Source organism: Kitasatospora sp. NPDC091335 (assembly GCF_044757205.1).
Taxonomy (GTDB): domain Bacteria; phylum Actinomycetota; class Actinomycetes; order Streptomycetales; family Streptomycetaceae; genus Kitasatospora.
In genome coordinates, this window is record NZ_JBIVUM010000003.1 from 506225 (window position 1) to 529674 (window position 23450).

4 protein-coding genes are annotated in these 23450 nt (G+C 76.8%); all 4 read right to left on the bottom strand.

The window, feature by feature from the left end:
* Nucleotides 1-10: 10 nt before the first annotated feature.
* Nucleotides 11-17707 carry a non-ribosomal peptide synthase/polyketide synthase gene (locus ACIQOW_RS10840; protein ID WP_401082506.1) on the bottom strand — a complete coding sequence of 5899 codons (17697 nt, stop codon included), beginning with the start codon at nucleotides 17705-17707 and terminating at the stop codon, nucleotides 11-13.
* Nucleotides 17708-17841: 134 nt separating this feature from the next.
* Nucleotides 17842-19209: a serine hydrolase domain-containing protein gene (locus ACIQOW_RS10845; RefSeq protein WP_401082509.1), complete on the bottom strand. Its 1368-nt coding sequence runs from the start codon at nucleotides 19207-19209 to the stop codon at nucleotides 17842-17844.
* Nucleotides 19210-20069: 860 nt separating this feature from the next.
* On the bottom strand, nucleotides 20070-21437 hold the full coding sequence (locus tag ACIQOW_RS10850; RefSeq protein ID WP_401082512.1) for a glucose-6-phosphate dehydrogenase: 1368 nt from the start codon (nucleotides 21435-21437) through the stop codon (nucleotides 20070-20072).
* Nucleotides 21434-23263, bottom strand: a complete 1830-nt coding sequence (locus ACIQOW_RS10855; protein WP_401082515.1) for a glycoside hydrolase family 15 protein — start codon at nucleotides 23261-23263, stop codon at nucleotides 21434-21436. The genes ACIQOW_RS10850 and ACIQOW_RS10855 overlap by 4 nt, the downstream gene beginning before the upstream one ends.
* Between the last annotated feature and the right edge of the window lie 187 nt (nucleotides 23264-23450).

The following is a 23450-nucleotide window of genomic DNA, read 5'->3' on the forward strand; positions in this document are numbered from 1 at the left end:
GGTCGGCTCCTCACCGTTCGTCATCGTCGGGGCTGCCGGTGGCGCCGGCTTCGTCGGGGCCGCCCAGCGCGGCTTCGAGTTCGCTCAGCACCAGGTCCTCCACCAGGTCCGCCAGGGCGGCCACGGTGCGGGAGACCAGCACGTCGCGGGGGGTGAGCGTGACGCCGAAGGCGTCGTTGGCCCGGGAGGCGATCAGCAGGGCCCGCATCGAGTCGCCGCCCAGCCGGAAGAAGTCGTCGGTGGCGCCGACGGCGGTGTGCAGGGTGTCGGCCCAGATCTCCGCCACGGCCTCCTCGGTGGGGGTGCGGGGTTCGACCCGTCCGGCCGGTTCGGCCTCCTCCGGTCCGGGGGCGGGCAGCGCCGCGCGGTCGGTCTTGCCGCTCGCGGTGAGCGGGAAGCGCTCCAGCACGGCGAAGGCCGAGGGGACCATCGGGCCGGGCAGCGAGCGGGCGGCCAGCGCGCGCAGTTCGGCGCCGGTCGGCGGTTCGGCGCCGGGGGCGGCCAGCAGGTGGGCGACCAGCCGGGGCAGCCCGGGCTCGTCCTCCCTGATGCTCACCACCGCGTCCAGCACGGCCGGGTGGCGGGCCAGTACGGCCTCCACCTCGCCCGCCTCGATCCGGTGGCCGCGCAGCTTGAGCTGGTGGTCGGTGCGGCCCAGGTAGTGGAGTTCGCCGTGGCGGTCGCGGCGCACCAGGTCGCCGGTGCGGTACATCCGGGTGCCGGGCGGGCCGTACGGGTCGGCGGTGAACCGGGCGGCGGTCAGTCCCGGGCGGCCGAGGTAGCCGCGGGCCAGGGCGGGGCCGCTCAGCCACAGCTCGCCGGGGACGCCGTCGGGCACCGGGCGCAGCCGGGCGTCCAGGACGCGGGCGCCGGTGCCGGGCAGCGGGCGGCCGATCGGCGGGGCGGCGCCGTCCGCGGTCAGCGGCGCGGACCAGGTGGCGACCACGGTGGCCTCGGTGGGGCCGTAGGAGTTGACCATCCGGTGGTGCGGGGCCCAGCGGGCGACCAGGTCGGGCCCGCAGGCCTCGGCGCCGACGATCAGCGTCTTCAGCGCGGGCAGGGTGCCCGGGGTGCCGGCCGGCAGGGTGGCGAGGGCGGCGGGCGGCAGCAGGGTGTGGGTGATCCGCTGGGCCGCGAGCAGTCCGGCGAGCTGTTCGCCGAGCAGCGGCCCCGGTTCGGGCACCACCAGCCGGGCGCCGTGCGGGAGGGCCAGGCACAGTTCCAGCACCGAGGCGTCGAAGCTGGGGGTGGCGAAGGCCAGTACCCGGTCCCCCGGGGCCACCCCGTAGTGCGCGGCCTCGGCGGCGGCGAAGGCGGCGAGGCCGCGGTGGGTGACGACGACGCCCTTGGGGGTGCCGGTGGAGCCGGAGGTGAAGATGACGTACGCCGGGTCGTCGAGGTCGAGCGGGCGGCCGCGGTCGGCGTCGGTGGGCCGGTGGCCGGGGGCGCCGTCCGGGTCGGCGGCGAGCAGTTCGGCGACCTCCTTGGCGTCCAGGGTCAGCGCGGGGGCCGCGTCGCGCAGCATCGCCCCGATCCGTTCCTCGGGGTAGTGCGGGTCGACGGGCAGGAAGGCGGCGCCGGTCTTCGCCACCGCCAGTTCGGCGAGCACCGTGTCGGCCGAGCGGGGCAGCAGCAGGGCGACGATCCCGCCCGGGCCGGCGCCGCGGGCGATCAGCCGGTGGGCGAGCCGGTTGGCGTGCTCCTCGGCCTCGGCGAAGGTCAGCTCCAGGCCGGCGGCGCTGAGCGCGACGGCCCGCGGCCACCGGTCGGCGGCTGCCTCGACCAGGGCGGGCAGGGTCGCCGGGGGCACCGGGGCGAGTGCCGGGCGGGCCGGGCCGTGCAGCAGCCGTTCGCGTTCGCCGGGCGGCAGCAGGTCGAGCCGGTCCAGCGGGGTGCCGCCGTCGGAGGCGGCCAGCGCGGACAGGGTGTGCAGCAGCCGGTCGGCCAGCCGCTCGGCGGTCTCCCGGTCGAGGTGGCGCGGGTCGTGGCCGAGTTCCACGGCGAGCCGCTCGCCGGGCGAGACGACCAGGGTGAGCGGGTAGTTGGTGGCCTCCCTGGCGTCCAGGTCGCGCACCAGCAGGCCGTGCGCGCCGGCCGTGGCGTCGCCGACCGGGTAGTTCTCGAAGACCACCAGGCTGTCGAACAGCTCGGTGCCGGGCGGCACCCGGCTCAGCCCGTGCATCCGCGCCAGCGGCAGGTGGTCGAAGCGGCGGTCCTCGGCCTGCTCCTCCTGGAGGGTGCGCAGCCAGTCGGCGCAGGGCCGCGCGCCGTCGACGGTGACCCGGGCGGGCAGGGTGGTGATGAACAGGCCGACGATGCCGTCGGAGCCGGCCAGGTCGGCGGGGCGGCCGGAGACGGTGGTGCCGAAGCAGACCCGCCGTTCCCCGCTCCAGCGCGACAGCAGCAGCGCCCAGGCGCCCTGGACGACGGTGTTGAGGGTGAGGCGGTGGCGGCGGGCGAACTCCTGGAGCCGCTCGGTCCGCGCCTCGTCGAGCCGGTAGGAGAGCCAGTCCCCGGAGCGGGCGGTGTCGCCCGGGGCGGGCCGGCGGTCGTAGGGCAGCGGGGTGGGGGCGGCGAGGTCGGCCAGTACGCCGCGCCAGTGCGAGACGGCGGCGCCGGTGTCGCGGGCGGCGAGCCAGCCGACGTAGTCCGCGTAGGGGCGGCGTTCGGGCAGGGCGGGCCGTTCGCCGCGGGCGAGGGCGGCGTGGGCGGCGAGGACGTCCGCGAGGACGTGGAAGACGCTCCAGCCGTCCAGCAGGACGTGGTGGAACTCCCACACCACCCGGACGGCGTCGGGGCCGAGCCGGATCAGGTCGAGCCGCAGCAGCGGGGCGCGGTCCAGGGCGAGCGGGCGGGTGCGCCGGTCGGCGAGCAGTTCCTCCAGCCGGCCCTGCCGCTGCTCGGCGGTCAGGGCGCTCCAGTCGTGCTCGGTGACCGGGAGCACCGCCTGCCGGTGGACGACCTGGAGCGGCACCGGAACGCCGCGCAGGACGACGGAGGTGCGCAGCACCGGGGTGCGGTCGACGACGTGCTGCCAGGCGGCGGCCAGCAGGCCGGGGTCGCGGGCGCCGTCCAGGACGAAGGTGATCTGTTCGACGTACAGGCCGTGTTCGGCCTCGTCCAGGCCGTGCACCACCATGCCGGTCTGGGTGGGGGTGAGCGGCTGGATCTCCGTCACCTCCCGTCCGGTGCCGGCCAGCCGGTCGACGGCGGCCTGGTCGAGGCCGGCCAGCGGGAAGTCCGAGGGGGTGCGTCCGCCGGCGCCGGGTCCGGCGCAGTGGCGGACGATCTCCCGCAGCTCGTCCAGCAGTTCGGCGGCGAGCCGGGCGACCGTCCCGCTGTGGTGCACCCGGCGGGAGTAGGACCAGGTGAAGGAGAGCCGGCCCTCGGTGACCTGCCCGAGCACGTCCAGCAGGTGGGGGCGGCGGGCGGTGCGGTCCATGCCGCCGGTGAGCGGGCCCGCCGGGGCGTGCAGCAGGCCGCCGGGGGTGGCGGTCCAGTCCTGCCGGCCCAGGTAGTTGAAGCCGATCCGCGGGAGCGTGAGGCCGGGTGCCGGGCTGAGGTGGCGCAGCGCGCCGTGGCCGAGGCCGCCGCCGGGGACGGCGCGCAGGCTCTCCTTGACGGCCTTCAGGGCGGTGCCGGTGTCCGCGTCCTCGGGCACCTCCAGGGCGACGGGGTACATGGTGGTGAACCAGCCGACGGTGCGGGACAGGTCGACGCCGTCGAACGGTTCCTCGCGGCCGTGGCCCTCCAGGGTGACCAGCACCCGGCGCCGTCCGGTCCAGCGGGCCAGGACCCGGCCGAGGGCGCAGAGCAGCACGTCGTTGACCCGGGTGCGGTAGGCCTCCGGAACGTCCTGGAGCAGCCGGCGGGTGTCCTCGGTGCCCAGGGCGAAGGTCAGCGACTCCTCGGTGTCGGCCGTGTTCGCGCCGTCCAGGTCGGTGGGCAGCCCGCCGTCCGGGCCGATGTCCTGCGTGTCGTCCACCAGGCTCTGCCAGTACGGGAGTTCCTCGTCGAAGCCGCCGGCCGCGGTGTGGGCGGCGAGCCGTTCGGCCCAGGCCGGGAAGGAGGTGCTCCGGACGCCGAGGTCGGGCCGTTCGCCGGCGCTCAGCGCGCGGTGGGCGCGCTCCAGGTCCTCCAGCAGGATCCGCCAGGACACGGCGTCGACCACCAGGTGGTGCGCGGCCAGCAACAGCACCGGGCGCGGCTCGCCGGCGAAGCGGCAGAGCGCGGCGCGCAGCAGTGGTCCGGCGGCCAGGTCGAAGTCCTCGGCGAGCCGTTCGCCGAGGTCGCGCAGGACGGCTTCCCGGTCCTCGCCCTCGGCCGCCTGGTGGACGTGCAGTTCGGGGGCCTGGCCGGGTTCGGTGCCGTGCTGGCGCCACCGGCCTCCGGCGAGCGGTTCGTAGCGCAGCCGCAGGGCGTCGTGGTGGTCCAGGACGGCGGCCAGGGCGGCCCGGAGCGGGCCCTCCTCGGTGCCGGGCGCGAGGGTGAAGGAGACGGACTGGGTGAGCCGGGCGGGGTCGCCGTCGAGGGTGTCCAGCAGCCAGTGCTGGACGGGGGTGAGCGGGGCGTCGCCGGTCACGGCGCGCTGGTCGGCGGCGGGCCCGGGGCGGGGCGCCCGTTCGGCGGCGCGGGCGAGTTCGGCCAGGGTCTGGTGGGCGAACAGGTCCCTGGGGGTCAGCGCGAGGCCGGCCCGGCGGGCCGCCGAGACGACCTGGATGCCGAGGATGGAGTCCCCGCCGAGGGTGAAGTAGTTGTCGTCGGCGCCGACGTCGGGCACGCCGAGCACCTCGCGCCAGATCGCGGCGAGGGCGCGCTCGGTGTCGGTGCGCGGCGGCCGGTCGTTCCCGGTGCTCCCGGTGTTCCCGGTGCCCCCGGCGGCCGGGGCGGGGACGGGCAGGGCGCGCCGGTCGAGCTTGCCGGTGGCGCCGAGCGGCAGCCGCTCCAGCGGCACCACCAGGGCGGGCACCAGGTGGTCGGGGAGGGAGCGGCCGAGGAAGGCGCGCCACTCGGCCGGGTCGGGCAGGGCCCCGTCGCGCGGCACGGCGTAGCCGACCAGCCGCTTGTGGCCGTCCTGGTCGACCACCCGGGCGGCCGCCGCGGCGACCCGCGGGTGGCGGGCCAGCGCGGCCTCGACCTCGCCGAGTTCGATCCGGAAGCCGCGCACCTTGACCTGGTCGTCGGCGCGCCCGAGGTAGCCGAGTGCGCCGTCGGCGTTCCAGCGCACCCGGTCGCCGGTGCGGTACATCCGGCTGCCGGGCGGGCCGTACGGGTCGGGCAGGAAGCGTCCCGCGGTCAGTCCGGGGCGGCGCAGGTAGCCGCGGGCCACGCCGGTGCCGGCCAGGTACAGCTCCCCCGGCGCGCCGACGGGCACCGGGCGCAGCCGCTCGTCGAGGACGTAGGCCCTGGCGCCGCCGGCCGGGCGGCCGATCGGCGGGTCGCGGTCCGGGTCGCCGGGGTCGCAGGTGTGGGCGGTGGCGTAGACGGTGGCCTCGGTGGGGCCGTAGACGTTCAGCACCCGGCAGCCGGGGACGGCCTCGCGGACCCGGCGCACGGTGCGGGCGGGCAGTCCTTCGCCGGCCAGCACCACGGTGTCGGCCGCGAGGTGCACGGCGCCGTCGGCGAGCAGTCCGCCGAGCGCGGAGGGCACCGCGCTCAGCAGGCCGGCCCGCCAGGGGCCGGGGCGCTCCGCGAGGGCCAGCAGGTCGCGCAGGAGTTCCACCCGGCCGCCGGAGAGCAGCGGCGCGAAGATCTCGAACACCGACACGTCGAAGTTGAGCGAGGTGGCGGCGACCACGTGCTCCAGGCCGCGGCCGGCGAACTCGGCGGCGGCCCAGTCGGTCAGCGCGAGCACCGAGGCGTGGGCGACCACCACGCCCTTGGGGCGGCCGGTCGAGCCCGAGGTGTGGATGACGTACGCGGGGTGCTCGGGCCGCAGGGCTCCGCGCCGCTCCCCGTCCCGTACGGCGTCGGTGCGGGCGGCGGCCAGCCGGTCCCGGCAGGCCGGGTCGTCCAGGACGATCCGGGTGTACGGCCCGTCGGGCAGCCGCCCTTCGGTCGCCGCGGCGGTGACGACGGCGTCGGGCCGGACGTCCTCGAAGAGGTAGGCGATCCGCTCGGCCGGGTAGCCGGGGTCGACCGGCAGGTATCCGGCACCGCTCTTGAGCACCGCGAGCAGGGCCACGGCCAGGTCGACGGTGCGGGGCAGGGCGAGCGCGACGAACCGCTCGGGGCCGGCCCCGGCCTCGATCAGCAGCCGGGCCAGCCGGTTGGAGCGCTCGTCGAGTTCCCGGTAGGTCAGCATTTCGTCGCCGGAGTGCACCGCCGGGGCCTCGGGGGTGCGGGCGGCCTGCCGGGCGAAGGCCTCGGGCAGGGTGCCGGCGGGCGCCCGGCGCACCGGGCCGCCGAGGCGGTCCAGGAGGGCGCGCCCCTCGGCCGGGTCCAGCAGCGGCAGTTCGGCCGCCGGCCGGTCGAGACCGGCCGCCATCCCGGCGAGCAGGGTGCGCAGGCTCGCCCCGAGCCCTTCGACGGTGGCGGCGTCGAAGGCGGCCGGGTCGTGGTCGAGGCTGACCTCGATGGAGTCGCCGGGCGCGACCACCACGCTGAGCGGGTAGCTGGTCGGCTCCAGCACGTGCTCGGTCTCCACGCCGAGGCCGTGCCTGGTCAGCGACCCGGCGTCGAAGGGGTAGTTCTCGAAGACCACGATGCTGTCGAACAGGGCGGTGCCGCCGGGCAGTTCGCTCCAGCCCTGGAGCTGGGCCAGCGAGACGGCGTCGTGCCGCCTGGCCTCGGACTGGGCGTCCTGGACCTCGCGCAGCCAGTCCAGCAGCGGGCGCCGCCCGTCGATCCGCACCCGGGTCGGCAGCGCGTTGATGAACAGCCCCACCATCGAGGTGACGCCGGGGAGTTCGGCGGGCCGGCCGGAGACGATGGTGCCGAACACCACGTCGTCCCCGCCGCCGTAGCGGGAGAGCAGCAGCGCCCAGGCGCCCTGGAGCACGGTGTTGACGGTCAGCCCGGCCTGCCGGGCGGTGGTGCGCAGCCGCTCGGAGAGCCCGGGGTCGAGGGCGACCCGCACCGAGGCCGAGGAGGAGGCGCGGTGGGCGCCGTCCTGGCGGCGGTCCCTGGGCAGTTCGGTGGGGGCGGGGAAGCCGGCCAGGGTGTCCCGCCAGTACTGCTCGACCCGGGCCCGGTCCTGGCCGGCCAGCCAGCGCAGGTAGTCGGCGTAGGGGGCGCGCTCGACCGGTTCGGGCGCGCGGCCCGCGGTGAGGGCGGCGTAGCGCTCGCACACCTCGTCGAAGACCTGGGCCGCGCTCCAGCCGTCCAGCAGCACGTGGTGGAAGGTCCACACCACCCGTACCCGGTCCGGCGCCAGCCGGATCAGGGCCAGCCGCAGCAGCGGTGCGCCGGTGAGGTCGAGCCCGGCCGCCCGGTCCTCGGCGAGCAGCCGGGCGGTGTCCCGCTCGGCCTGCCCGGCCGGGCGCCCGGTCCAGTCGTGGTGGGTCACCGGGACGACGGCGCGGTGCTGGACGACCTGGAGCGGTTCGGCGCCGTCCTGCCAGCTGAGCCGGGTGCGCAGGACGGGGTTGGCGTCGGCGGTCTGCTGCCACGCCTCGGCCAGCGCGTGCGGGTCGGTGACCCCGGTGAGCACCAGCTGGACCTGGTTGACGTAGGTGTCGCCGTCCGGGTCGAGCAGGCTGTGGAAGAGCATGCCGGCCTGCATCGGCGTCAGCGGGTGGACGTCGGCGACCGTCCGGCCGTCCCCGGCGATCCGGTCCACCGCCGCCTGGTCGAGGCGGGCGAGCGGGAAGTCGGCGGGGGTGCGGCCGCCGGCGCCGGGCTCGGCGCAGTGGGCGACGATCTCCTCCAGCGCGCGCAGCATGGCCCGGGCGAGCCCGGCGACGGTCTCCGGGCGGTGCCGGCCGGCGCTGTGGTACCAGCCGATCTCCAGCCGGCCGTCCTCGATCCGGGCGACCACGTCCAGCAGGTGCGGGCGCTCGGTGCCGGGGGCCTCCGCGCCGCCGAGGCCGCCGGGGACGGCGCGGACCAGGGCGGCGCCGTCGGCGGACCAGTCGAAGCGGCCCAGGTAGTTGAAGCTGATGGCGGGGGCGGGCAGGGCGGCGAGCGCCTCGTCCCGGGCGAGGTGGCGCAGCGCGCCGTAGCCGAGGCCGCGGTCCGGCACCGCGCGCAGCTGTTCCTTGACGGCCTTCAGGGCGGTGCCCCAGTCCCCCGCGGGGACGTCGAGGGCGACGGGGTACAGCGAGGTGAACCAGCCGGCCGTCCGGGACAGGTCGAGGTCCTCGAAGAGCCGGTCCTCGCGGCCGTGTCCCTCCAGCCCGACGGCGACGGTGCCGCGCCCGGTCCAGTCGGCGAGCACCCGGCCGAGCGCGGTGAGCAGCACGTCGTCGATCCGGGTGCGGTAGACGGCGGGGACCTCGCGCAGCAGGGCGTCGGTGCGTTCGCGGTCCAGCCGGACGGTGACCTCGCGCAGGTCGGCGGCGGTGTTGCCGCCGTCGCCGTCCACCGGCAGCGGCTCGGCACAGGCCCGGGCGGCCGCCAGCCAGTGGGCGCGCTGCCCGGCGAAGCCGCCGGCGGCGGTGTGCCCGGCCAGCCGGCGGGCCCACTCCCGGACGGAGGTGGTGCGGGCGGGCAGTCGCAGCGGGCGGCCCTCGACGGCCTGCCGGTAGGCGGTCTCCAGGTCCTCCAGCAGCACCCGCCAGGAGACGCCGTCGACGGCGAGGTGGTGGACGGCCAGCAGCAGCCGGTCGGGGCGGGCGCCGTCGTCGCCCGCCGCCGGGGAGCCGACCAGCAGCCGGGCGGTGAACAGCGGGCCGTCGGCCAGCCGGAAGGAGCGGTGGGCGGCTTCGGTCACCGCCTCTTCGAGGGCTCCGTCGTGGACCTCCAGCAGCTCGGGCGCGGCCTCGTCGGCGGGGACGCAGTACTGCTGCCACGCGCCGTCCGGGGTACGGACGAACCGGGAGCGCAGCGCGTCGTGGTGGGCCCACAGGGCGGCCAGCGCGCGGCGCAGCGCCTGCGGGTCGACGGCGCCGGGGGCCTCCACCACCAGGGACTGGTCGAAGTGCCCGGCGTACGGCGGGTTCGGGTCGAGGAACCAGTGCTGGATCGGCGTCAGGCCGACCTCGCCGCTGACCGGTTCGGTGCCGGCCACGGTGACGGCGCTGCCGGCGGCCGCGGCCAGGGCGGCGACGGTGGGGTGCCGGAAGAGGTCGCGCGGGGAGAGCGCGAGTCCGGCGGCGCGGGCCCGGGAGACGACCTGGATGCTGAGGATGGAGTCGCCGCCGAGCAGGAAGAAGTCGTCGTCCAGCCCGACCCGTCCGACGCCGAGCAGCTCCGCCCAGATCGCGGCGAGCAGGCGCTCGGCCCCGGTGCCGGGGGCGCGGTGCGGCCGGTCGCCGCCCGCCCGTTGCGGGTCGGGGGCGGGCAGCCGGCGGCGGTCCACCTTGCCGTTGGCGGTGAGCGGGAGCCGGGGCAGGGTGACGTACGCCGCGGGCACCATGTAGTCGGGCAGGCCGGCGGCCAGGTGGGCGCGCAGGTCGGCGGCGGTGGGCGGCTCGGCGCCCTCGGCGGGCACCAGGTGGGCGACGAGGAGCTTGCGTCCGGCCTCCTGGTGCAGTGAGACCACGGCCTCGGCGACGGCCGGGTGGGCGGTGAGCCCGGCCTCGATCTCGGCGGGTTCGATCCGGAAGCCGCGGATCTTGATCTGGTCGTCCGCGCGGCCGACGAAGTGCAGTTCGCCGTCCTCGCTCCACCGGACGGTGTCGCCGGTGCGGTACATCCGGGTGCCGGGCGGGCCGAAGGGGTCGGCCCGGTAGCGGGCGGCGGTCTCGCCGGGGCGGCCCGCGTAGCCCCGGGCGAGCCCGGCCCCGGCGATGTACAACTCCCCGGTGATGCCTGGTGGTTGGGGCTGGAGCGCACCGTCCAGGACGTACACCCTGGTGTTGTCCAGCGGGCGGCCGATCGGCAGCACGGCGGGCAGCACGGCGCCGGGCAGGAAGGCCCTGCGGGTGGCGAAGGTGGTGGTCTCGGTGGGGCCGTAGCCGTCGACCACGGTGAGGCCGGGGCAGGCCTCCAGGACCCTGCGGACGGCCGCGCCGGGCACCGCCTCGCCGCCGGTCCACACCTCGCGGGCGCCGCGCAGGCAGCCCGGGTCCTCCTGGGCGAGCAGCCGGAACAGGCCCGCGGTCAGCCACAGGCAGCGCACGCCCCGCTCGGTGACGGCGTGCCGGACGGCGGCGGCGTCCAGCTCGGCGGGCGGGGCGAGGACGGCGGTGCCGCCGCGCAGCAGCGGCACCCACAGCTCGTAGGTGGCGGCGTCGAAGGCGTGCGGGGAGTGCACCAGCACCCGGTCGTGGCCGGTGAAGGCGCGGTCCAGGGCGAGTGCGGCGACGTCCCGGCGGCGTACCGCGACGCCCTTGGGGGTGCCGGTGGAGCCCGAGGTGAACATCAGGTACTGGACGTTGTCGGGGTGGACGGCCGCCGGGGCCGCCGGGGCCACGACCGGCGGGTGCTCCTCGGGCAGGTCCACCCGCAGCACCCGCCCGGCCGGGCGCAGTCCGGCGGCCGCGCCGGCCCGGTGGGCGTCGGTGAGCAGCAGCTCCGCGCCCGCCTCGGCCAGCATCCGGTGCAGCCGTTCGCGCGGCGCCCGGCCGTCCAGCGGCACGTACACGCCGCCGGTGCGGACCAGCGCCAGCTGGGCGACGACCAGCTCGACGGAGCGTTCCATGAGCACCCCGACCGGCTGCTCGACCCGGACCCCGTGCGCGGCCAGCCGCCCGGCCAGTTCGGCTGCCCTGGCGTCGAGTTCGCGGTACGTCAGGCGCTGCTCCGCGGTCTCCAGGGCGACCGCCTCCGGGGTGCGGAGCACCTGCTCGGCGAACAGCTCGGCGATGTCGGCGGCGGGCTCCGGGGCGTCGGTGGCGTTCCAGTCGGCCAGGACGCGCCGGCGCTCCTCCCCGGTCAGCAGCGGCAGCAGCGCGGGCGGGCGGTGGGCGCCCTCGGGCAGGCCGGTCAGCACCGCGGTGAGCTGCCCGGTCAGCCGCCGCACGGTGGACTCGTCGAACAGCCGCGGGTCGTAGCAGAGCCGCAGGTTCAGCTCGGGGCCCGGGTAGGCCAGCAGGGTGAGCGGGTAGTTGGTGGTCTCGATCCCGTCGAGGTCGCGCAGCCGCACGCCGTGGGCGTCGGCCGCGTCCTCGTCGACCGGGTAGTTCTCGAACACCACCAGGCTGTCGAACAGGCCGGTCTGCTCGGGCAGTCCGGTGGCGGCGCGCAGGCGGGTGAGCGGGACGAAGCCGTACCTGCGGTCCTCGCTCTGCTCCCGCTGCACCGTCCGCAGCCAGTCGAGCAGGGTGCCCTCGGCGGGCACCGCGGTACGGGTCGGCAGGGTGGTGATGAACAGGCCGGTCATCGTCTCGACCCCGGGCAGCTCGGGCGGCCGCCCGGAGGAGGTGGTGCCGAACACCACCTCGGCGCGGCCGGCCTGGCGGCCCAGCAGCACCGCCCAGGCGCCCTGCACCAGGGTGTTGAGGGTGAGCCCCGAGCCGCGCGCGAGGTCCTCCAGCGCCCTGGTCGCGGCGGCGGGCAGGGCGAACGGCACGGCCCGGGTGGACTCGGCCCGGTGGCTCTGCACCGGTTCGCGGTCGTACGGCAGCGGGGTGGCCTCGGCCAGCCCGGCGAGGCGGCCCCGCCAGTGCCGTTCGGCCTCGGCGTGGTCGCGCCCGGCCAGCCACGCCAGGTAGTCGCGGTAGGGCCGGCGCTCCGGCACGGTGCCGTACGGGATCTCGCCGTCCCGTCCGGCGCGGGCCAGCGCGGCGTGCACCGCGAAGACGTCCGAGAGCACCTGGAACAGGCTCCATCCGTCCAGGACGAGGTGGTGGAAGGACCACAGCACCCGCACCCGGTCCTCCGGGAGCCGGACCAGCACCAGCCGCTGGAGCGGCGCCTGCCCGAGATCGAGGCCGCGGGCCCGGTCGCGGTCCAGCAGCCCGGCCGGCCGGTCGCGGCGCTCCTCCTCGGACAGCGCCCGCCAGTCCAGGTGGGTGACCGGCACGGCCACCCGCCGGTGCACCACCAGCACCGGCTCGGGCACCCGCTGCCAGCGGACGTGGGCGCGCAGCACGGCGGTGCGGTCGGTGACCCGCTGCCAGGCCTCGGCCAGCCGCGCCGGGTCGGGCACGCCCTCCAGGACGAAGTCCAGCTGCTGGAAGTAGGCGCCGCTGTCCTCCTCGGCGAGGCCGTGGAAGAGCATGCCGGACTGGGTCGGGGTGAGCGGCAGGACGTCCTCCACCGCGCCCGGGTCGTCGCCGGTGATCAGGTCCACCGCCGGCTGGTCGAGCCCGGCCAGCGGGAAGTCGGACGGGGTGCGCCCGGCCGCGCCGGGGCGGGCCGCGTGGCGGGCCAGGCCGGCCAGCTCCTCGGCGAACCGCCGGGCCAGCGCCTCGACCGTCCCGCTCCGGTGCACGGCGGCGGAGTGGAACCAGGTGAACTCCAGCGCGTCGCCGTCCAGCCGGCCGACCACCTCCAGCGGGTGGGGGCGCTCGACGACCGGGTCGGCGTCCAGCTCCAGCGGCCTGAAGGTGCCGCGGAACAGCCCGTCCGCGTCGTCCGGCAGGGCGATCCGGCCCAGGTAGTTGAAGCTGATCCGGGCGGCCGCCACCTCGGGGGCCGTGCCGGGCCTGCCGAGGTGGCGCAGCGCCTCGAAGCCGAGGCCGCGCCGGGGGACGGCCCGCAGCTGCTCCTTGACCTGCTTGAGGACGGTGTCCCAGCCGGCCTCGGCGGGGACGGCCAGAGCGACCGGGTGGCGGGTGGTGAACCAGCCGACCGTACGGCTGAGGTCGAGCTCGGCGAACAGTTCCTCGCGTCCGTGGCCCTCGACGTCCACCACGACCCGCTCCAGGCCGCTCTCCCCGCACAGCGCGCGGCCGAGGGCGCTCAGCAGCACGTCGTTGACCTGGGTGCGGTAGGTGTCGGGCAGGGTGCGCAGCAGGGCGGCGGTGTCGGCGGCGCTCAGCCGGACGGTGACGGAACGTTCGGTGGCGTAGGTGGCGGGTCCGTCCGGCTCCGCGGGAAACGTTTCCGCGGGCCGGCCGGGGACGGCCCCGGCCCAGTACTCCGTCTCGTCCTCGAAGCCGCCCTCGGCGGCGAAGGCGCTCAGCCGCGCGGCCCACTGCCGCAGCGGCGAGGACTTGGCCGGCAGTGCCGCCGCGCCGTCCCGGCCGTCGCGGCGGGCGCGGTAGGCGGTGTCCAGGTCCTCCAGCAGCACCCGCCAGGAGACCCCGTCGACCACCAGGTGGTGGACGGCCAGGTGCAGCACGGGCGGCCTGCCCCCGGCGCGCTCGTGCAGCACGGCGCGCAGCAGCGGCCCGCCCGCGGCCAGGTCGTACGGGCCGAAGTGCGGGGTGTCGTCGTCGGGGCCGGTGTGCCTGGTCAGGACGGTCCGCGGCGCCGGCTCCTCGATCCGCCAGTGCACGGCGCCGGAGCCGTCCGGGGCGGAGAAGGCCGAGCGCAGCGCGTCGTGGTGGGCGACCAGGTCGTTCAGGGCCGCCTCCAGCGCGGCCCGGTCCAGGTCGCCGGGCAGCAGCAGGGAGAGCGCCTGGGCGAAGTGGCCGGCCCGGCCGCCGGCCCGGTCGAACCACCAGCGCTGGATCGGGGTCAGCGCCGCCTCGCCGGTGGCGGCCACCGGTGCGGGCGCGGCCGGCGCCTCGGCGTCCTCGGCGGCCCTGGCGAGCGCGGCGACCGTCTGGTGCCGGTACAGGTCGCGGGAGGTCACCGGCAGCCCGGCCTGCCGGGAGCGGGCCACCACCTGGATGCCGAGGATGGAGTCGCCGCCGAGGTCGAAGAAGTTGTCGTCGGCGCCGACCCGCTCCAGCCGCAGCACCTCGGCCCAGATGCCGGCCAGCGCGCGTTCGGCGGGGGTGCGGGGGGCGACGTGGCGGACGGCGGGCGCGGCCGGCCCCGGGTCGGGCAGCCTGGCGTGGTCGAGCGTGCCGTCGGGGCCGAGCGGCAGGGCGGGCAGCGGTACCACGACCGCGGGGACCAGGTGGTCGGGCAGGGTCAGGGCGAGGGTGCGGCGCAGCGCCTCGGGCTCGATCGGGCCGCCGGGGACGGGCACCGCGTAGCCGACCAGCCGTCCGGGGCTCCCGGTGAGGACGGCGGCGGCCTCGGCCACCCCGGCGCAGCTCCGCAGCGCCCGCGCCGTCTCCTCCGGGTCGGCCGCCAGGCCGCGGGGCCGCGCCCGCTGTTCGACCCGGCCGAGGTGCTCCAGTTCGCCGTCCGCGGTCCACCGCACCAGCTCCCCGGTGCCGTACATCAGCGACCCCGGCGGACCGTACGGGTCGGCGACCGGCCCCGGCTGCTCCCCGAGGTCGCCGGCGAGGTACAACTCGCCCGGCACACCGTCCGGTTGGTGGCGCAGCGCGCGGTCCAGCACGTACACCCGGCTCCAGCCGGGCGGCCCGGCCGGGTCGCCGCCGGGGAGGGCGGCGGGCGGCTTCCGGGAGCCGGGCAGCGCGCGCTGCTCCGCCTCGGGGATCAGCGGCAGTTCGGCGAGGGTGCGCTGCGGCCCGTCCGCCATCGCGGCGAGCAGGCGGTGCAGGTGGTCCGCCAGCGCGGTGACGGTCCGCCGGTCGAACAGGTCGGTGTTGTACTCCACCGTCAGCGCGCAGTCGCCCGCCTCGGACGGGGTGAACTCCAGGACCAGGTCGAACCGGGCGGCCGGGCGGGGCAGCGGGTGCTCCGTGAAGCGCAGGCCGCCGGCCGGGGCCGGGGCGGTGGGGGTCTGCTGGACGACCACCACCTGCACCAGCGGGGTCCGGCCGGGGTCGCGGGGCGGGGCCAGTTCCTCGACCACCCGGTCGAAGGGCACCGCGGCGTGGGCGAAGGCGTCCAGCAGGGTGGTGCGCATCTCCGCCACGAACCGGTCGACGGTGGCCCGTTCGTCCACGTCGGCGCGGAGCACCACGGTGTTCACGAAGAAGCCGGTCACCTCCTCCAGCTCCCGGCGCTCCCGCCCGTTGGTGACGGTGCCGAAGGCGACGTCCCGCTGGCCGGAGTGGCGCGAGAGCAGCAGCGCGGACGCCCCGGCGAACAGGGTGAACACGGTGGTGCCGCGGCCCGCGGCGAGGTGGCGCAGCCGGTCCGCCAGTTCGGCCGGGAGGTGGTGGCGGTGGGCCGCGCCGCTGCTGGTGCGCTCGGCGGGCCGGGGCCGGTCGGTGGGTATCCGCAGGGTCGGCAGGCCGGCCAGGGCGCGCTTCCAGTAGGCGAGGTCGGCCGTGTGGTCGGTCCGGCGGTGCTGCTCCCAGTGCGCGTAGTCGGGGTACTGGAGCGCGGGGGCGGGCAGCCCGTCGGGTTCGCCGGTGGCCTCCGCCCGGTGGAGCGCGGCCAGTTCGCGGGTGAGGACGCCCACCGACCAGCCGTCGGTGACGATGTGGTGCTGCGCCAGCAGCAGCAGGTGGTCGTCGGCGGTGAGCCGCAGCAGCAGCGCCCGGGCGAGCGGGCCCCCGGTCAGGTCGTAGGGCCGTTGCAGTTCCTCGGTGAGCAGGCGCTCGGCCGCCTCGGCGCGCTCCGCGGCGGGCAGTGCGCCGAGGTCCTCGGTGCGCAGCGGCAGTTCGGCCCGTTCGGCGACGTGCTGCGCCGGCTGTCCGTCGACGGTGGGGAAGGTGGTACGCAGCGAGTCGTGCCGGGCGGCGAGGCGGTGCAGGGCCCGGCCGAGGGCCTGGTGGTCGACGGTGCCGTGCAGCCGCAGGGCGACGCCGGTGTGGTACTCGGTGCCGCCGGGGGCGAGGTCGTCCAGGAACCAGAGCCGGAGCTGGGCGCTGGACAGCGGCAGCGGCGCCCCGCGCGGGGCGGGCGGGATCGGTTCGGCGGGCGCGGCGGTGCGGGCACCGTCGAGCAGCGGGGCGAGGGCGGCGACGGTGCGGGCGGTGAAGACGTCCCTGAGGGTGAGCCGGACGCCGAGCCGCTCGCCGGTCCTGGCCAGGGTGCGGGCGGCGAGGATGGAGTCGCCGCCCAGGTCGAAGAAGTCGTCGTCGGCGCCGACCGCGTCGAGGCCGAGGACCTCGGCCCAGATGGCGGCCAGGGCGCGCTCCCGCTCGGTGCGCGGGGCGAGCCGTCCCGCGCTGGGGCGGGCGGCGGGCGCGGGCAGCGCCCGCTGGTCGATCTTGAGCTGCGGGGTGAGCGGGAGTTCGGCCAGCACGACGACGGCGGAGGGCACCAGGTGGGCGGGGAGCCCGGCGGCCAGGGCGGTGCGCAGCTCGGCCGGATCGGGGGCGCGTTCCGGGTCGGCGGGCGTGGCGTAGCCGACCAGCCGGGCGTGGCCGGGCTCGTCCTCGCGGACCACCACCACGGCCTGGTCGACGGCGGGGTGGGCGCGCAGCGCGGCCTCGATCTCGCCCGGCTCGATCCGGAAGCCGCGGACCTTGACCTGCCGGTCGAGCCGGCCGAGGAACTCCAGCTCCCCGGTGGCGTTGCGGCGGGCCCGGTCGCCGGTGCGGTAGAGCCGGGCGCCGGGCGGGCCGAAGGGATCGGCGACGAAGCGGGCGGCGGTCAGGCCCGGGCGGCCGAGGTAGCCGCGGGCGACGCCCTCGCCGCCGAGGTACAGCTCGCCGTCGGTGCCGTCCGGCCGGGGCCGCATGGCCTCGTCGAGCACGTACACCCGGGTGTGCGGCAGGGCTGCGCCGATGCCGGGCGTGCCGGTGCCGGCGGTGAGCGCTCCGGTCCAGGTGGCGACGATGGTGGCCTCGGTCGGGCCGTAGGAGTTGACCATGCGCCGGCCGGGCGCCCAGCGGTCGACCAGCTCGGCGGGGCAGGCCTCGGCCCCGACGATCAGGGTGCGCAGGTGGCGGCCGGCGCCGGCGGGCACGGTGGCCAGGGCGGCGGGCGGGATCAGGGTGTGGGTGATGCGGTGCTCGTCCAGGACGGCGGCGAGTTCCTCGCCGAGCCAGGGGCCGTGCGGGGGGATCACCAGGGTGGCGCCGGTGAGGACGGAGACGAACAGTTCCAGCACGGAGGCGTCGAAGCTGGGCGAGGAGAACTGGAGCACCCGGTCGCCGGGGCCGACCGCGTAGTTCTCGACGGCCGCCGCGGTGAAGCCGCCGATCCCGCGGTGGGTGACGACGACGCCCTTGGGAGCCCCGGTGGAGCCCGAGGTGTAGATCACGTACGCCGGGTGGCCGGTGCCGGCCGGCCGGGGCGGCGCGGCGGCGTCCTCGGGCCCGGCCGCCTCCGGGGCCTCGTCCTGCGGGGCCTCGTTCTCCAGGGCCTCGCGCACCAGCTCCGGGTCGTCCAGGACGAGGGCGGGCCCGGCGTCGGCGAGCATCAGCGCCCGCCGGTCGGCGGGGTAGGCCGGGTCCACGGGCAGGAAGGCGGCGCCCGCCCGGGCGACGGCCAGTTCGGCCGCGATCAGCTCCATCGAGCGCGGCAGGACGAGGGCCACCGTCCGCTCCGGTCCGGCGCCGCGCCGGCGCAGGTCGCGGGCCAGCCGTCCGACCCGTCCGGCCAGCTCGCGGTAGGTCCAGGTGCGCCGGCCGTCGGTCAGCGCGGGTGCGTGCGGGGTGCGGGCCGTCTGGGCGGCGAACAGCTCGTCGAGGGTGCGGTGCTCCGGCGACGCGGGAACCGGGCCGGGGGGTGCGGGGGTGCCGCCGGCCTGCGGCGGAGCGGAGGGGTGCGCGGGCTGGGCAGGCCGGTCGGCCATGGCGGAAGGTCCTTCCGGATGGAGGCGAGCGACGCGGGCGTCGGGGCAGGCGGTAGCCGGCCCGCGGGCCCGGGGAAGCGACGGGATGCAGGGGGAAGCGGCGGTGCGAGGTGTGCCGCGGCGGGCCGGTGGGCTCAGCCGGAGCCGGCCCGGCGGGCGGTGCGCCCGGAGACCTGCACCCGGTCGATCCGGCCGGTGGCCCGGTCCCGGTGGAAGTGCCCGCCGGGCTCGGGGAGGCCGGTGTCGGGGGCGATCAGGTCGTACGAGAGGTCGGCGTAGCAGCGCAGCGGGATCGGCGGGTCGCCGTCCACGGAGAGGGTGGCGGGGCCGTCCCCGGCCGGTTCGACCCGGTAGCGGACCGAGCCGTTGCGGTAGTCGCCCGCGCACTCGGCGACGGCCGCGGGGTCGGCGAGGGCCACCGGCCGGCCCGCGCCCACCGGCTCGATCGCGGCGGGCACCCGCAGGCCGGCCGTCTCCGCCAGGTCGGCGGCGAGGGCCCGCCAGAGCGCGGTGGCGGCCCCGGCGTTCCCGGTGAAGGCGACCACCACACCGCTGTCCGGGTCGGCCCGCAGGTGACAGGAGGTGCCCATGGCGTTGCCGTCGTGGCCGCACCACAGCCGTCCGTGCCGCCGGTAGAGGGCCACGCCGGTGCCCCAGTCGTCCGCGAGCGCTCCCGGGCGGGCTCCCGGTTGCGGGCGGCGCATCCGCCCGGCGACGTCCGGGGGCAGCACCTTGGACCGGCCGACCAGGGCGGCGCCGAGCGCGGCGAGGTCCGCGGCGCTCGCCAGCAGGGCGCCGGCCGGGGCCTCCAGCGGGGCCAGGTTCTGCCGGACGGCCCTGGGCAGGCCGGTCGCGGCGTTGAGCGCGTGTCCGGCGGCGACCGGGCGCCCCGGTATCGCCGTGTCGGTGAACACCGCCGTGGTGCCGAAGGGTTCGAGCAGCAGGGCGCGTACCGCCTCGTGCCAGGGCATCCCGGTCACCGTCTCGACCAGGCGCCCGGCGGCGACGTAGCCGGCGTTGGAGTAGGAGAAGCCGGTGCCGGGCGGGAACAGCGCGTCCCCGGCGGTGCACACGGCGGTCAGGTAGCGCGCCGCGGTGGTCCCGGCGGCGGCGTCGGAGTCGGGTCCGGTGGGCAGTCCGCCGGTGTGGCCGAGAAGTTGACGAATCGATACTTCAGGTAGCTGACGGAACTCCGGCAGGTGCTCGGCGACCGGTTCGTCGAGGTCCAGGTCGCCGTCGTCGGCGAGCAGCATCACCAGGGCGGCCGTGTAGGGCTTGGTCAGCGAGCCCACCGGCACGACGGTGTCCTCGGTGAACGGCGCGCCCGTGCCGGTGTCGGCCACACCGGTGTGCAGGGCCACGGTCTCCGAGCCGGTGTCCAGCACCAGTTGGGCGCCGGGCACCCGGTGGGCACGCGCGAGCACGTCGAGCCGGTGCTGGAGTTCACCGCGCCGGAGGAGCGGCACACGTTCCCGGACGGGCGCCGGGCTGGGGTACGGCATGACGGAAGCTCCCGTTGACTGGTTCTCGGGTGCGGGCGCGCCGGGCGCCCGCGGTGGAATTGCGGATTGGAGTGCGGCACAGCGGGAATTTTCCGGCCGCGGGCCCCGCCCGGCTCAGGACGTGCGGGTACGAGGGGAATCGGCGCGGGCCGCGCCGGTGGCGGTCGGCCGTCCCGGGAATCCCCGGTCACCCGCGCCGGGGCGCCGCACCCGCCCGGAGCCGTTCCGGCGCCGCTCCCACGTGTCCGGACCGGACGGTGCGAATGCGACCCGAATTCCCCGCCGCGCGGGGAACGGCGAACCGGGGAACGGTCCACGGTGAACCGTGGACGACCGAATACTCACCCCGCCGGCGCGACCGGACAGAAACCCGGCCACCGCCGGCCGACTGCTCCCCCGGCCCCCACCTGCGCGTTCGCCGTCACCGGCATGTCCGATCCCCCTTTTTGCGAACCGCCCCCGCAACCGCGGCGCGGAACGCGCCGACACGGCCGGAGAGCCGCACAATCCCTGCCGTCCCGAACGTCCGGACGACGAACGCGCAACAGTCTTCACGGCGGATCAGCCGCTCGCAACCCCCTTCGATTGAACGGAAAGCGACCGCACCCGGAATCGGAACCGCAAAATCCCTGGTGCGACTCGCGGCCCTGCCTGCGACGTCGGATCAGCACCGTGAATTCTTTGGCCGAAAATATGACATCAGAACCTCACCATTCACTCGAACAGTTATTCGCGATTATTCGAGTGAATTTTCGGGCACCTGTGACGGCTGTGCCGGAATTCACCGACTGGGCCGCCTGTGCACCGGCGGCCCGGCGACCACCCCCGCCGTCCACCCCCGCCGTCCACCTCCGCGCCACCTACGGGAAACGCGGCGGCGGCCCCTGCGAGCCGGCCGGGTACTCCTCCAGCGGCACCAGGTCCCGCTCCCAGCCGGACAGCACGGGTTCGAGCACCCGCCAGGCCTCCTCGGCCTCGTCGCCGCGGATCGACAGCGCCGGGTCCCCGTTCAGGACGTCCAGCAACAGCCGCCCGTACGCGGGCAGTTCCTGCGGTTCCATCCGCGCGGTCAGCGAGACCGGGGCCAGCTCGTGGGCGTGGGCGCCGATGCCCGTCAGGTCCAGGGTCAGTCCCTCCGGCTCCAGCTCGAACCGCAGCACGTTGGGCGCGGCCGTCCCGCTGTGGCCGAACGGCAGGTGGGGCACCGGGCGGAAGTGCACCGCGACCTCCTTGCGGTCCTCCCCCAGCGCCTTGCCGCTGCGCAGCCGGAACCGCGTCCCGGCCCACCGCCAGCTCTCCAGCTCCAGCTCCACCTCGGCGAAGGTCTCGGTGCGGCGCTTCGGGCTCACCCCCTCCTCCTCGACGTAGGAGGGCACCTCGCGGTCCCCGATCCGGCCGGCCAGGTAGCGGGCCCGCCGGGTGCGGTGCAGCACGTCGTTCCCGGTGAGCGGCCGCACCGAGCGCAGCACGTCCACCTTCCGGTCCCGCAGGTCCCGTTCGCCGAGCGTGATCGGCGGCTCCATGGCGACCAGGCAGAGCAGTTGCAGGAGGTGGTTCTGGATCATGTCCTTGAGCGCGCCGACGTGGTCGTAGTACCCGGCCCGCCCCTCCAGCGCCAGCGTCTCGTCCCAGGTGATGTCCACCCGGGAGATGTGGGTGCTGTTCCAGATCGGCTCCAGCACCCGGTTGGCCAGCCGGCTGCCGAGGACGTTCTGGACGGTCGTCATGGCCAGGAAGTGGTCGACCCGGAACACCGCCCGCTCCGGCACCAGGTCGGCGAGCAGCCGGTTGAGTTCCTGGGCGCCGGCCAGGTCCTCGCCGAACGGCTTCTCCAGCACGATCCGGCTGCCGGCCGGCAGGCCCGCCGCGTGCAGGGCGGTGATCACCGAGGGGAAGAGCGCCGGCGGGAGGGCGAGGTAGACGGCCACCGGTCCCTCGCCGGCCACCACCGCGGCCACCTCGGCCGGGTCGGTGACATCGGCCCGCCGGTAGTCGACGGCGGCCGCCACCGCCTTCCGCGCGTCGGCCGGGAGGTCGCCGCCGTGCTGGTCGAGCCGGTCGGCGGCCCACCCGCGGTAGTGCTCGGTGACCCAGTCCTCCCGGCTGGCCGCGGTCACCCGGAGCCGGTCGCCGACGTGTCCCGCCGCCCGCAGGGCGGCCAGCGCCGGCAGCAGGAAGCGGGCGCTGAGGTCCCCCGTCGCGCCGAGGACGGCGAGCCGGTCGATCATCCTCGCCCACCCGCCTTCGCCCGGCCGATGCTGACGCCACTGGCGATGATCCCGATGTGACTGAACGCCTGGGGGAAGTTGCCCATGAACTCTCCTGTGGACGGGTCGATCTGCTCGGACATCAGCCCCAGCGGGCTCGCCCGGGAGCACAGCGAGACGTACAGCTCCTCCGCCTCCCCGATCCGGCCCTGGCCGACCAGGTTGTCGACCAGCCAGAAGCTGCACAGCACGAAGGCGCCCTCGTCGCCCGGCAGGCCGTCCGGGGACTCCTCGTGCAGGTAGCGGTGGAGCAGCCCGCCGCCGGCCGAGAGGCGCTCGGCGACGGCGGCGGCGGTGGCCACCATCCGCGGGTGCCCGGCCGGCACCACCTGGCGCAGCGGCAGCGCGAGCAGGCTCGCGTCCAGCGCCCCGCCACCGTCCAGGTGGGCACTGAGGGTCCCGGCGTCCTCGTCCCAGGACTGCTCCAGGATGAGCCGGCGCAGTTCCTCGGCCGAGGCCCGCCACCGGTCGGTCCCGGCGGGCAGGCCGAGCCGCTCGCCGATCTGCGCGGCCCGGTCCAGGGCCACCTGGCACAGGCCCGCCGAGTACGTGAACACCCGGCCCTCGCTGCGCACTTCCCAGATGCCCTGGTCGGGCCGGCGCCAGGCCTGCCCGGCGGTGTCGGCCAGGCCGGCCAGGCCCGCCCACAGCGCGGGCTGGATCTCGCCGCCGGCCCGCAGCCACTGGTCGGCGCAGTCCAGGATCTCGCCGTAGACGTCGTGCTGGCGCTGGTCGGCCGCGCCGTTGCCCCAGCGCACCGGGGCGGAGCGCTGGTAGCCCTCCAGCTCCCCGTCCTCGACCTCGTCCGGCACCGGGCCGCCCCTGAGGTCGTACATGATCCGTGGCCGCCGGCTGGACTCGAAGGCGTCGAGGACCCAGCCCAGGAAGGCGTCGGCCTCGCCGCGGAAGCCGATCCGGCGCAGCGCGAACACGGCGAACGCCGCGTCGCGGATCCAGCTGTAGCGGTAGTCCCAGTTGCGGATGCCGCCGATCGGCGCGGGCAGCGAGGAGGTGGGTGCCGCGACCAGGGAGCCGTTGGCCCAGTCGTCGCAGAGCTTCAGCGTGATCGCGACCCGCCTGACCAGCGGTTCCTGGGGGCCGTCGTACGCGAAGTGCCGCATCCAGCGGCGCCAGGCCTCGGCGGTGCCGCGCAGCGTCGCGTCGGTGTCGAAGCGGTGGTGCCGGTGGAAGCGGCCCCAGGAGAGCACCAGGTCCAGCCGTTCGCCCTGGCGCAGTTCGTGGGTGCCGTGCGGGCCGGTCAGCGGACGGTTGGAGCGCAGGTGCAGCCGCAGGTCGGGGCGCCGGTTCGGCCGCACCTCCAGTCCGCTGAACAGGGCCCTGGTCTGCGCGCCGCCGCGCGGCTCCAGCTCCGCCCGCAGGCGCACCGTCCCGTCCAGCACCACGGCCGAGCGCACCAGTTCGGCCCGGTCGGCCGGTGCGTCGTCGGTGAGGTCGGCGCCGGAGCGCAGGGTCAGCGCGTCGGTGACCCGCACCAGGCCGGTGGGGCCGCGCAGTTCGGTGACCAGGACGCCGGTGTCCGGTTCGTAGCGCTGTCTGGCCTCCACCAGGCCCTCGGGGGCGAGTGTGAACTGCCCGCCGCGGGCGTGGTCCAGCAGTCCGCAGAACAGCGGCTCGGAGTCGAAGCCGGGCAGGCACATCCACGGGATGGTGCCGTCCAGGCCGACCAGCGCGGCGGTCGTACCGTTCCCGATGAGGCCGAGGTCCTCCAGCGGCAGGTAGCCGTGGCGCCGGGTGACCGGCCGGAACGGTGGATCGGGGTCGTACATGCCGCCTCGCTTCCGCAGCTCCGGGGGAACCGGCCGTCGGGGAGGTCGCCCCGGTGCCGCCCGGAAGGTGATCGTCACCCTGACGATCCGAACGACGGCGTCGTCCGGTCCCGGCCGCGCGACCGACAGCTCCCACGTTCCCGGAGATCGGGCCGGTCCGCGATTCGGCCGCTCCGGCAGCGGGTGC